Genomic DNA, 11,832 nt, shown 5'->3' with positions numbered 1-11,832 from the left:
CACATGCCCGCCGGGCGAAATCGCCGCCTTCCAGTCGGACAGGATCGGCGCATCCGCGAGATCTTTTTCGGTAGGCCCGGCCTCGACGGCGGCGATGGCGCGCAGCACCTTGTCGAACCATTCACGGTCGCTGGGCGAGAGTTTCATGATGATGTCTCCGTTTCGATGGCATGAAGGGAGGGGGCGTCTGCGGCGATGCCGCAGGCGCGTTGGATTCAGGGAAATAAGGAAAGGGCGTAGGTGCCACGCTCAGTGGAGCGGCGGCCTCTGTTCGAGATCAGCGGCGTTTTGCAACATGCGGGACGCAACCCGAAGGCTGGGACGATGCTGCTGCAGGGACGGGTGAGCGAGAACCTCGCAGATCGTCTCGATCGATGTCTCGGACAGGGCCCGCTTCTTGCCCTCGCGGCGCACAAAGCCGGACAGTTCCGCCACGGTCAGATGGCGCAGCCGGATCGGCGGGCAGCGGTTGAGCAGCGGTTCCGGCAGCCGCCGGTAGTCGTTGGAGGTCAGGATCCAGATGACCCAAGACATGTCAAATTTGACCTGGTAATAGGGGCAGCTCCAGCGCTTCGCGGTCATCGGTTCCAGCAAGGGCAACAATGCTTCAGCCAGGCCGAAGGTCTGACCCTTCATCGACTCCGGGGAACCGGCCTTTTCGATTTCGTCGATCACCATGATCGGATTGGCAACGCCGCTTTGCAGCACGGTTTCGATCAGGCGGCCCGGGTGGGAACCGCCCCAACCACGCTGAGAACCGACCACGCCAAAACTGGCGTTCTCGCCGGTCGCCTCGATCACGGTGGTGGGCGCGGCCAGCAGCTTCCCAAGAATCCGGCCCAAATAGCTTTTGCCGATGCCCGACGGGCCGGTGAGATTAAGCGACTCCACCTTGAGCCCCGGCAAGCCCTCGCGCATGGATCGGCGCATCCCGTGCCAGATGACCTCGGTGGCCGGCGCCATCCAAGGCATAGCTTCGTGAATGGCGGCGGCAATCTCATCGGCACGATGTTCACTGGGGATACTGATCAGCCGCGCGCCATCTTTCAGCACCTCCAGCCGCTCACGATCATCTTTCTTCAGATGCTCGAGGCCACTTGCGGCCTTGCGACGTTCAAAGATTCGGCGGGCCCGGCGACGGATCCGGTCCTGTTCCGGACCCGAGAGATTAACCTTCCAGAACGGGTCAGGGAGCGCATCGCATTCGTTTCCGAGATCTTCCGGCGGCAGGCCTGATCGCCGGCCGCGCAATCGTCGCAGATAGGTCTCGAACCGGGTTTCCAGGGCGCTGCGGGTGTCATTGAGGTTGAAAAACCTGGCTTCGGCGAATGGGATACGGGACATGGGGGGATTCCTTTTGGCAAAGCGGGACCGGTGGCCGGAAAGACCGGTCGTAGGAAATGGTGGCGATGATGATTGTCAGACGGCAGAGAGGATCAGGCGGGGCGCTGAAGCCCTCCGGTTGCCTACGGCCGCCTGCATAGATCACGGATCGAAAGATGAAGGGTGATCTGATTGGTCAGGAGGGCCAGGAATGGCGCGGATCGGGGACATGAGCGGACCTCCTTTCAGAGGCAAGACTGGGCTGGTCGGAAAAGCGGGCGCTTTTCCGGTGGTAATGGTGACAATACGTGAGGCTTCGGGGGCGGTAGGGCGGTGTGACCGGCTGCTGATCCCGGAGCGGGTGTCTGGACGATGCGGGCTCATACCCGGTTCGTCAACAGGTCCACGCCCTCATCAAGCCGACCTGGAGTGGTCGCTAAGCCTGAAAGAACAAAATCCATCAGGGTATTGATAAATATAATAAAAATAAGCACTGGAAAATCCAGGGCTCACTTTATGCTTGCAAAAAGGCTCAAAGAGTCCGGGTAAGGCTCATTTTATGCTTGGCCGCACACCTATCAGCCGCCGGTCAGCCGCATTTCGAATGGCCGCAGGACGGGCAGGTCATGCAGCCCTCGATCATCCGCATGCCGTATTGGCCGCAGGCCGGGCAGGCGGGACCGCGCGGGCGCTCGCCCACGGCCATGACCTCGGCCTTGGGATCGGATTTCAGCCCCATGCCCTCGCCGGCCAGGAAGCCGGTGGCGACCATGTGGCGCTCGATCACCCCGCCGATGGCGGCGAGGATCGAGGGCACGTAGCGCCCCTCGATCCAGGCGCCGCCGCGCGGGTCGAACACCGCCTTCAGCTCCTCGACCACGAAACTCACGTCGCCGCCGCGCCGGAACACGGCCGAGATCATCCGCGTCAGCGCCACCGTCCAGGCGAAATGCTCCATGTTCTTCGAGTTGATGAACACCTCGAACGGCCGGCGGTGGCCGGCCTGCACGATGTCGTTGATGGTGATGTAGATCGCATGCTCGCTGCCGGGGAACTTCAGCTTGTAGGTCGCGCCCTCCAGCGCCGCCGGGCGGTCCAGCGGCTCGGTCAGGTAGACCACGTCGGCGCCCTTGTCGGCCTGCGGCGCCTCCTCGGCCTTTTCGCTGACCGACAGGACCGAGCCGGTGACCTCGTTCGGGCGATAGGTGGTGCAGCCCTTGCAGCCCTTGTCCCAGGCGGCCAGGTAGACGTCCTTGAAATCCTCGAAGGAGATGTCCTCGGGGCAGTTGATGGTCTTGGAGATCGAGCTGTCCACCCATTCCTGCGCCGCCGCCTGCATGGCGACATGGTCCAGCGGCGCCAGGGTCTGGGCGTTGACGAAATACTCGGGCAGGGGGGCGTCGCCCTTCAGGTCGCGCCACATCTGCACGGCATAGTCCACGACCTCTTCCTCGGTGCGCGAGCCGTCCTTTTGCAGCACCTTGCGGGTATAGGCATAGGCAAAGACCGGCTCGATCCCCGAGCTGACATTGCCGGCGTAAAGGCTGATCGTCCCGGTCGGCGCGATCGAGGTCAGCAGAGCATTGCGGATGCCGTGCTGCGCCACCGCCTCGCGCAGATCCGCATCCATGCGCTGCATGAAGCCCGAGGCCAGGTATTTCTGCGCGTCGAACAGCGGGAAGGCACCCTTTTCCTTGGCCAGGTCGACCGAGGCCAGATAGGCCGAGCGCGCGATGGCCTTCATCCAGACGCGGGTCTGCTCGACCGCGTCGGCAGCGCCATAGCGCAGGCCCAGCATCAGCAGGGCATCGGCCAGCCCGGTGACGCCCAGCCCGATGCGGCGCTTGGCCTGCGCCTCGGCCGCCTGCTGCGGCAGGGGGAATTTCGAGGCGTCGACCACGTTGTCCATCATCCGCACCGCGGTGCGGACCAGCTCGTCCAGCGCCTCGGGGTTCAGCCGGGCCTGGGGCGTGAAGGGCGCCTCGACCAGCCGGGCCAGGTTGACCGAGCCCAGAAGGCAGGCGCCATAGGGCGGCAGGGGCTGTTCGCCGCAGGGATTGGTCGCGGCGATCGTCTCGGCATAGGCCAGGTTGTTTTGCTGGTTGATGCGGTCGATGAAGATCACGCCCGGCTCGGCATAGTCATAGGTCGCGCGCATGATCCGGTTCCACAGGTCGCGCGCCCGCACGGTGTGATAGATCTTGCCGTCGAATTGCAGATCCCAGGGGCCGTCGGCCTTGACCGCCTGCATGAAGGCATCCGTCACCAGCACCGACAGGTTGAACATGCGCAGCCGGGCGCTGTCCTGCTTGGCCTCGATGAAGGCCTCGATGTCGGGATGGTCGCAGCGCATGGTCGCCATCATCGCGCCGCGGCGCGAGCCTGCGGACATGATGGTGCGGCACATGGCGTCCCAGACATCCATGAACGACAGCGGGCCCGAGGCGTCGGCGGCCACGCCCTTCACCTCGGCCCCGCGCGGGCGGATGGTGCTGAAGTCATAGCCGATGCCGCCGCCCTGCTGCATGGTCAGCGCGGCCTCTTTCAGCATGTCGAAGATGCCGGCCATGCTGTCGGGGATGGTGCCCATGACGAAGCAGTTGAACAGCGTCACCTCGCGCCCGGTGCCGGCGCCGGCCAGGATGCGGCCGGCGGGCAGGAACTTGAAATCCTCGAGCGCGGCATAGAAGCGGTCCTCCCACAGCGCCGGATCCTTCTCGACGCGGGCGAGGTCGCGGGCGACGCGGCGCCAGCTGTCCTCGACCGACAGGTCGATGGACTGGCCGCCGCCGTCCTTGAGCCGGTATTTCATGTCCCAGATCTGTTCGGCGATAGGGGCTGAGAATCGGCTCATGGCGGGTGTCCTTGGCTTGGGGTCGGAAACGGGGCGAGCGGGTCTTATACAGCCGCGCGCGTCCGGTTAAAGTCGGAAAGGTGAGGACTCAGGAATATAGGCGAAACCGGCACCAATTTCCAGATATTGCGGCAGCTGCCTGGGGCTTGCGCAACCTATTGGTGCTGCTTGCCCGCCAGTTCGTCGATCACCTGCAGCCACAGCGCGGCGGGCTGGGCCCCCGTCACCACATGGGCATCGGCGACGACGAAGGTCGGGACCGAGTTCACGCCGCGCTGCCTTGCGTGCATCTCGCGCGCCTGCACCGTGTCGCGGTCCGCGTCCGAGGCCAGCAGCCGGCGGATCACCGCCCCGTCCATGCCCGCGCCCTCGCCGATCTCGACCAGCACGTCGGGGTTCGAGATGTTGCGGCCCTCGCGCCAATGCGCCCGCATCAGCGCCGCCATGACCGGGGTCTGCGCGCCCTCGAGTCCCGCCCAATGCAGCAGGCGATGCGCGTCGAGCGTGTTCGGCATCCGTTCGATCAGCGAGGGGTTGATCCACAGGCCCAGCCGCTCGCTGGCCTCCATCACCGGCTTCATGGCGGCGATGATGCCTTTCTCGTCGGTGAACTTCATCTTCATGTAGGCGACATAGTCCATCCCCGCCCGCGGCATCTGCGGGTCCAGGCGGAAGGGCTGCCAGGTGATGGCAAAGGGATGGTCGGGGCGGCTTTCCAGCGCCCGGTCCAGCTCGGCCTTGCCGATCAGGCACCAGGGGCAGACGGGATCGGCGAAGATGTCGAGGCGGATCTGCTGGCTCATGTCCGGTCCTTGCGATGGGTGTCGTGCTGTGCGCGGGAAGAGGTGTCGTGCTGTGCGCGCGACGGGCTGTCGTGCTGTGTGGGCGGATGGGGGTCGTGCTTTGCACGCGAATGGACATCGCGCAGGGCGCGGCGGTTGATCTTGCCCGTGGGCGTGCGGGGCAGGGCGGGCAGGTGGATGTATTCGCGCGGCTGCTTGTAGCGCGCAAGCCCGCGTTCGGCGGCTGCGCGCAGCCGCGCCTCGTCGGCGCTGCCGGTCCAGAAGGCGGCGATGATGCTCGACCCCGGCCCGACCGGCAATTCGGTCGCGGCGATCTCGCCGATTTCGGGGATCTGCGCCAGCGCGTCCTCGACCTCGCCCGGCGAGACGCGGAAGCCGCCGGCATTCATCATGTCGTCGTCGCGCCCCAGCAGGCGGATCGCGCCCTCGGGCGTGGTCTCGGCCAGGTCGCCGGTCAGGAACCAGTCGCCGCGGAAGCGGGCGGCGGTTTCCTCGGGCTGGTCGAGATAGCCCAGGAACAGGCCGGGGTCCGCGCGGTGGACGGCCAGGATGCCGGGGCCCTGGATCGGGGCGCCGCTGTCGTCGAGGATGGCGATGGGGCGGCCGGGCTGGGGAAAGCCGGCCGTGCCTTCGGGCGCGGGGCGCGCGGGGCTGCCGGACAGGAAGGTCGAGCATTCCGACATGCCCATGGCCTCGTGCAGGTCGGTGCCGGTGCGCGCCTGCCAGGCGCGGCGCAGGCCGGGATCGAGCCTTTCGCCGGCGGTCAGGCCATGGCGCAGGCCCGGCCAGGGCCGCCAGTCGGCGCGCAGCATGCGGCGGAAGACGCCGGGTGCCGCGGCCAGGATGGTGGCGCCATGGCGGCCGGCGATCAGCGGGATCTGTTCGGGCGCGATGCCGGGGGCGGGGATCAGCGCGGTGGCGCCCAGCGTCCAGGGGTCCATGAGGCCGGTGCCCAGGGTGAAGGTCCAGTTGAAGGCGCCGGCATGCAGCAGCCGGTCCTGCGGCGTCAGCCCGTACCAGCCGTCGAACATCATCCGGCGGGCGAGGATGGCGCGATGCGCGTGGCAGACGGCGCGCGGCTGGCCTGACGTGCCCGAGGTGAAGACGATATAGGCCAGGTCGTCCGGATCGTGTTGTGCGAACCCGGCCGGCGGCAGCAGGGCGAATTCGCCGAGGCGGGCGGCAGGCAGCACCGGCGCCGGCTGATCGGGCAGGGCGATGTCCGGGTCGGCGATCACCATGGCCGGCCGGATCGCGGCGGCGATGCGGGTGATCTCGGGCGTGGTCAGCATGGGAGAGGTCGGGACCGGGACGATGCCGGCGGCGATGGCGCCGAGATAGGCCACGGGAAAGCCGGGGTTGTTTCCCAGCCGCATCAGCAGCCGGTCGCCGGGGGCGAGGCCGGATTGCAGCAGGCCGGTGGCGGTGCCCAGCACCGCCTGGCGCAGGCGGGCATGCGACCAGCGGTCGGCGCGGCCCAGCCCCAGCACCGACATGGCCAGCCTGTCCGGCGTCGCAAGCCCCGCGCTGAGCACATGTTCGGCCAGGTTCATCCCATCGCCCCGTTTCTGTTCCGGGCTTGGGGATAGAGGCTGTCGGTGCGCATGGGAAGGGGGCTTTGCCCCCGCGCCTCGCCTGCCCCTCGATGGGGCAGGCGAGGCGCTCCCCCAGGATATTTCGACACGGAAGAAGCCGGAAGGGGGCAAAAGGAAACGGCCGGCGCCATGCGGGCCGGCCGTTTCCGAAATTCCGGGCGCTGCCGAATCAGAGCAGCTTCAGATCCGAGGCCGAGCTGCGGCCGTCGCGGCCCGATTGCAGTTCGTAGGCGATCTTCTGGTTGTCGTTCAGGCCGGTCAGGCCGGCGCGCTCGACCGCCGAGATATGGACGAAGACGTCCTTGCCGCCGTCATCGGGCGCGATGAAGCCATAGCCTTTGGTGGCGTTGAACCATTTTACGGTGCCGGTAGCCATTATACCGTCTCTCCTTCAAGTCATCCTGGGGCGAGATTGCGCCCAGGCCGTGCAGCCCTTTCCCGTCAAGTCCGGCTGCCCCGTGAAGGGAGGCGGTAGAAAGTCGTGCTCACGCGGACGAGAGGATGAACGATTCGCCGAAAAACGCAAGCACGAATGCGCCGCGCAAGGTGACGTAGGGTCATCTTGCGCATTCGCATCGGCAAATTGTCGCCAAGCCGGGGCGCTCAGCGCAGGTCCGGCGGGCTGGCCTCGGCCCGCAGCGTGGCCACGGCCGATTCGAGCCCGTGGCTTTCGCTGCCCTGGCGGTCGAGGCGGCGGATCGAGACGCTGCGCTCCTCGACCTCCTTCAGGCCCACGGCCATGATGACCGGCACCTTGCCGACCGAATGCTCGCGCACCTTGTAGTTGATCTTTTCGTTGCGGGTGTCGGCCTCGGCCCGCAGCCCGGCGGCGCGCAGGGCGGCCACGACCTCGTGGACGTAATCGTCGGCGCCCGAGACGATCGAGGCGACCACCACCTGGCGCGGCGCGAGCCAGAGCGGCAGCTTGCCCGAATAGTTCTCGATCAGGATGCCGATGAAGCGCTCGAAGCTGCCCAGCACGGCGCGGTGCAGCATGACCGGCATGTGCTTGGCGCCGTCCTCGCCGACATATTCCGCCTCGAGCCGCTGCGGCAGGTTGAAGTCGCATTGGAAGGTGCCGCATTGCCATTCGCGGCCGATGGCGTCGGTCAGCTTGAAGTCCAGTTTCGGCCCGTAGAAGGCGCCGTCGCCGGGGTTGACCTCATAGGGCAGGCCGAGATGCTCGATGGCGCCTTTCAGCGCCGCCTCGGCCTTGTCCCAGATCTCGTCGGAGCCGACGCGGACATCGGGGCGGGTCGAGAGCTTGATGTCGAATTTCTCGAAGCCGAGATCGCGGTAGACCGAGGACAGCAGTTCGATGAAGCCGGCGCATTCCGCCTCGATCTGGTCCTCGGTGCAGAAGATATGCGCATCGTCCTGGACGAAGCCGCGCACCCGCATCAGCCCGTGCATCGAGCCCGAGGGCTCGTAACGGTGGCAGGAGCCGAATTCGGCCAGCCGCAGCGGCAGGTCGCGATAGGACTTCAGGCCCTGGTTGTAGACCTGGACATGGCAGGGGCAGTTCATCGGCTTGAGCGCATTGATGCGCTTTTCCTTGGCGCCTTCCTCGTCCACCTCGACGATGAACATGTTCTCGCGATAGGCTTCCCAATGGCCGGATTTTTCCCACAGGATGCGGTCGACCACCTGGGGCGTCTTGATTTCCTTGTAATCGGCGCGGATCAGCCGGCGGCGCATATAGGCTTCCAGCTCGCGATAGATCGACCAGCCGTTCGGGTGCCAGAACACCATGCCCGGCGCTTCTTCCTGGAAGTGGAAGAGTTCCATTTCCCTGCCGAGCTTGCGGTGGTCGCGCTTGGCGGCCTCTTCCAGCATGGTCAGGTGGGCCTTGAGGTCGTCGCGGTTCTTGAAGGCTACGCCGTAGATGCGCTGCAGCATCGGCCGCGAGGCGTCGCCCAGCCAATAGGCGCCGGCGACATGCGTCAGCTTGAAGGCGTCGGCGGGCACCTGGCCGGTATGCTGCAGATGCGGGCCGCGGCAGAGATCCTGCCAGTCGCCGTGCCAATACATGCGGATCGGCTCGGCTTCCGGGATGCGGTCGAGGAGTTCGATCTTGAAGGGCTCGCCCTGCGCCTCGTAATGGGCGCGCGCACGGTCGCGGTCCCAGACCTCGGTGCGGACCGGGTCGCGGGCGGCGATGATCTGCTTCATCCGCGCCTCGATGGCGCCCAGATCCTCGGGGGTGAAGGGCTCGGCGCGGTCGAAGTCGTAGAACCAGCCCTGGTCGCGGACCGGGCCGATGGTGACCTTGACGTCGGGCCACAGCTCCTGCACCGCACGGGCCATGATATGGGCGAGGTCGTGGCGGATCAGCTCCAGCGCCGGCTCGCTGTCCTTCATGGTGTTGATGGCGATGCTGCCCCCGGTGGTGATCGGCCATTGCAGGTCGATGTGCCGGCCGTCGAGGCTGGCCGAGATGGCGTTCTTCGCCAGGCTCGGGGCGATGGAGGCCGCGACCTCGGCGGCGGTGATGCCGGCGGGGTAGTCGCGCGCATTGCCATCGGGAAAGGTCAGGGAGATCTGGGACATGTGTCCTCCTCGTCGGTTTGGCGCCCACGGAACGCCCGGTTGCGGGTATGTCGCGCGGGTGTGGCGCGATTGCCCGGCGTTGTCAATGCGGCTAGGTGTGCAGGGGGCTTTGCGCCCCCGTCGCGTTCCGCGACTCCCCCGCAGGATATTTGGACACGAAAGAATGACGCAGTTTCTGGAAGGGCCGCAGGGGCGGCGCATCGCCTATAACCGGATCGAGGGCCAGGGCCCCGGCGTGGTGTTCCTGGGCGGGTTCCGCTCGGACATGCAGGGCACCAAGGCGCTGTGGCTGGAGGATTGGGCGCGCGAGCGCGGCCGGGCCTTCCTGCGCCTGGACTATTCGGGGCATGGCGAATCCTCGGGCGCCTTCGAGGAGGGTGCGATCGGCGACTGGCTGGCCGATGCCATGGCTGCGATCCGCGGGCTGACCGAGGGGCGGCAGGTTCTGGTCGGCTCGTCCATGGGCGGCTGGATCAGCCTGCTGCTGGCGCGGACCATGCCCGAGCGGCTGGCCGGGCTGGTCACGGTGGCGGCGGCGCCGGATTTCACCGAGCGCGGCTATTGGGCCGGGTTTTCCGCGGCCGAGCGCGCGGCCCTCGCGGAGCGCGGCCAAGTCGAGCAGCCCAGCGACTATGGCGATCCCCATGTCATCACCCGCCGGTTGATCGAGGACGGGCGCGACCATCTGGTGCTGGACCAGCCCTTGCCGCTGCCTTTCCCTGTGCGCTTCCTGCAAGGCACCGGGGATGCCGAGGTGCCGATGTCCTGGGCGCTGGACCTGCTGGCCCATGCCTCGGGCGAGGACATGCGGCTGGTGCTGGTCAAGGGCGCCGATCACCGCTTTTCGACCCCCGATTGCCTGGCGCTGATCGGCGCGGCGCTGGAGGAGGTGCTGGCGCGGGCAGCCTGAGGCGGGCGCGGCCCGCCGGCCGCGCCCCGTTCCCGCGGGCGGTCAGACCGCGATCTTGGAATCGTGTTCGGTGAGGTTGCTGACGCCGCAATCGACCGGGACCGGGCCGCTGCGGCGGCGCTTGCGCTGGCCGGCGGGCTGGACCTGCTCGTCGATGAAATCCAGCACCAGCGGGCGGATGTTCAGCCGCCAGCTTTTCCCGGCGAAGATGCCGTAATGGCCGGCGCCGGGTTCCAGGTGCTGGGTCTTGCGGCTTTCGGGCACGCCGGTGCAGAGTGCCAGCGCGGCGACGCATTGGCCCGGCGCCGAGATGTCGTCGTTGGCGCCCTCGACCGTCATCACCGCGACATCGGTGATCTTGCCCAGGTCGACCGGCTTGCCGTTCACGCTGAAGCGGTTCTGCGCGATCTCGCGTTCCTTGAAGATGCGCTCGACCGTCGAGAGGTAGAATTCGGCGGTCATGTCCATGACGGCGAGATATTCGTCGTAGAAGGTGTTGTGCTTGTCGCCTTCGGAGCCCTGGCCGCGGGCCTCGGCGAAGATCTTGTCGAGGAAGGCCTTGGCGTGGGTCTCGGCATTCATGGCGATGAAGGAGGAAAGCTGGGCGAGGCCGGGATAGACCATGCGCCCGGCGCCGCGATACTTGAAGCCGACCTGCTGGATCATCAGGTAGTCCAGCTCGCCCATGGTGATGCGGTTGCCGAAATCGGTGACTTCGGTCGCCGCCGCGTCGGGGTCGATCGGGCCGCCGATCAGGATCAGCGAGCGCGGCTGGGCCTTGGGGTCTTCCTCGGCCAGCAGCGCGGTCGCGGCCAGCGCGAGCGGCGCCGGCTGGCAGACGGCGATCACATTGGTGTCGGGGCCGAGATGGCGGATGAAGTCGACCAGATACTGGGTGTAGTCGTCGATGTCGAACTTGCCGCAGCTGACCGGGATGTCGCGGGCATTGTGCCAGTCCGTCACGTAGACTTCGCAATCGGGCAGCAAGGATGTGACCGTGGTGCGAAGGAGGGTGGCATAGTGACCGGACATTGGCGCGACCAGCAGGACCTTGCGCGCAAGCGGCGCGCGGCGGGCGACGCGGAAATGCACCAGGTCGCCGAAGGGGCGCTCGATCACCGGCTCGATATAGACGACATGGTCCTGGCCGTCCTCGGACACGACGGGCGGGATTTCCCAGTCCGGCTTGATGACCATGCGCGCGAAGCTGCGCTCGGTCACCCGGCCCCAGGCCGACATCAGCTTGAACATCGGATTGGGCAGCAGCGCGAAGGCCGGATAGGAGGCCAGGGCCCGCGCGCTGGCGCCCATCCATTCGTTGGTGTTGCGGATCGTCTCCATCGCATCATAGGAGATGATCCCTCTCAAACCCTTGTACGTCGTCATTGCCACCTTCTCCCATGGACCCGCCGGATTCGGCCTTGCCGGCAAGGACACGGCTTTACCTGCGTATTGTGCTGGGCATAATGATTTTACGGTTCAGGGAGGATTGTCAATTATGGCGGGCAAGGACGAAAAACCGGAAGCTGCGGACGCGGCCGAAGCCGGGGGCAAACCACGCAGGGGCCGCGGGGCAGGGGCCAAGGCCCGCGCCGGGGCCGAGGCCGCGAAACCCGAGCCCAAGCCTGCCGATTCGGAAAAGCCGGCGCGGGCGCGTCGCGGTAAGGCTGCGGCAAAGGCCGAGCCGGCGCCGGCGCCGCCCGCCAAGTCCAAGCCGTCCGCCAAGTCCAAGCCGGCCGCGGCGGCCGATGCGGCCAAGCCCGCCGCCAAGTCCGGCACGCGCAAGCCCGCCTCGCG

General features: G+C 67.0%; 9 protein-coding genes and 1 pseudogene. 2 read left to right on the top strand and 8 right to left on the bottom strand.

The genetic code is table 11. From position 1 onward, the window contains the following. The 7 genes from FE811_RS28810 to thrS all read right to left on the bottom strand — a co-directional run. The coding region (locus FE811_RS28810; RefSeq protein ID WP_370362698.1) for a DUF6634 family protein at positions 1 to 147 on the bottom strand (147 nt) is incomplete at its 3' end. A gap of 102 nt (positions 148 to 249) precedes the next feature. After that, entirely contained in the window at positions 250 to 1,344 is a 1,095-nt protein-coding gene (locus tag FE811_RS23175) for an AAA family ATPase (RefSeq protein ID WP_116222283.1), read from the bottom strand. Positions 1,345 to 1,912: 568 nt separating this feature from the next. After that, positions 1,913 to 4,177: an adenosylcobalamin-dependent ribonucleoside-diphosphate reductase gene (locus FE811_RS23170; RefSeq protein ID WP_116222284.1), complete on the bottom strand. Its 2,265-nt coding sequence runs from the start codon at positions 4,175 to 4,177 to the stop codon at positions 1,913 to 1,915. Positions 4,178 to 4,332: 155 nt separating this feature from the next. Further along, entirely contained in the window at positions 4,333 to 4,980 is a 648-nt protein-coding gene (locus FE811_RS23165) for a DsbA family oxidoreductase (RefSeq protein WP_036759777.1), read from the bottom strand. Then, entirely contained in the window at positions 4,977 to 6,533 is a 1,557-nt protein-coding gene (locus FE811_RS23160; protein WP_116222285.1) for a class I adenylate-forming enzyme family protein, read from the bottom strand. Before FE811_RS23160 ends, FE811_RS23165 begins: the two co-directional genes overlap by 4 nt. A 211-nt stretch (positions 6,534 to 6,744) precedes the next feature. Continuing rightward, on the bottom strand, positions 6,745 to 6,951 hold the full coding sequence (locus tag FE811_RS23155; protein WP_011747293.1) for a cold-shock protein: 207 nt from the start codon (positions 6,949 to 6,951) through the stop codon (positions 6,745 to 6,747). Between the two features lie 227 nt (positions 6,952 to 7,178). Then, positions 7,179 to 9,125 carry a threonine--tRNA ligase gene (gene thrS, locus FE811_RS23150; RefSeq protein ID WP_116222286.1) on the bottom strand — a complete coding sequence of 649 codons (1,947 nt, stop codon included), beginning with the start codon at positions 9,123 to 9,125 and terminating at the stop codon, positions 7,179 to 7,181. A gap of 163 nt (positions 9,126 to 9,288) precedes the next feature. On the opposite strand from thrS, the gene FE811_RS23145 reads away from it, so the two are divergent. After that, positions 9,289 to 10,035 carry a carboxylesterase gene (locus FE811_RS23145; RefSeq protein ID WP_116222287.1) on the top strand — a complete coding sequence of 249 codons (747 nt, stop codon included), beginning with the start codon at positions 9,289 to 9,291 and terminating at the stop codon, positions 10,033 to 10,035. A gap of 42 nt (positions 10,036 to 10,077) precedes the next feature. Here the strand turns inward: FE811_RS23145 and phaZ are convergent, their stop codons facing one another. Continuing rightward, a complete protein-coding gene (gene phaZ / locus FE811_RS23140; protein WP_114535293.1) occupies positions 10,078 to 11,421 on the bottom strand; it encodes a polyhydroxyalkanoate depolymerase in 1,344 nt (447 codons plus the stop codon). A 112-nt stretch (positions 11,422 to 11,533) separates the two neighbouring features. On the opposite strand from phaZ, the pseudogene FE811_RS23135 reads away from it, so the two are divergent. After that, positions 11,534 to 11,832, top strand: a pseudogene (locus FE811_RS23135) (class I poly(R)-hydroxyalkanoic acid synthase); the annotation flags it as partial.

The sequence above is a fragment of the Paracoccus sp. FO-3 genome (genome assembly GCF_006386455.1).
GTDB lineage: Bacteria > Pseudomonadota > Alphaproteobacteria > Rhodobacterales > Rhodobacteraceae > Paracoccus > Paracoccus versutus.
This window is presented reverse-complemented; position numbering and strand designations above follow the sequence as displayed.

Coding starts and splice junctions, on each gene's coding strand:
- FE811_RS23165 (WP_036759777.1), bottom strand. CDS start 4,980: ATGAGCCAGCAGATCCGCCTCGACATCTTCGCCGATCCCGTCTGCCCC.
- phaZ (WP_114535293.1), bottom strand. CDS start 11,421: ATGACGACGTACAAGGGTTTGAGAGGGATCATCTCCTATGATGCGATG.
- thrS (WP_116222286.1), bottom strand. CDS start 9,125: ATGTCCCAGATCTCCCTGACCTTTCCCGATGGCAATGCGCGCGACTAC.
- FE811_RS23175 (WP_116222283.1), bottom strand. CDS start 1,344: ATGTCCCGTATCCCATTCGCCGAAGCCAGGTTTTTCAACCTCAATGAC.
- FE811_RS23170 (WP_116222284.1), bottom strand. CDS start 4,177: ATGAGCCGATTCTCAGCCCCTATCGCCGAACAGATCTGGGACATGAAA.
- FE811_RS23160 (WP_116222285.1), bottom strand. CDS start 6,533: ATGAACCTGGCCGAACATGTGCTCAGCGCGGGGCTTGCGACGCCGGAC.
- FE811_RS23155 (WP_011747293.1), bottom strand. CDS start 6,951: ATGGCTACCGGCACCGTAAAATGGTTCAACGCCACCAAAGGCTATGGC.
- FE811_RS23145 (WP_116222287.1), top strand. CDS start 9,289: ATGACGCAGTTTCTGGAAGGGCCGCAGGGGCGGCGCATCGCCTATAAC.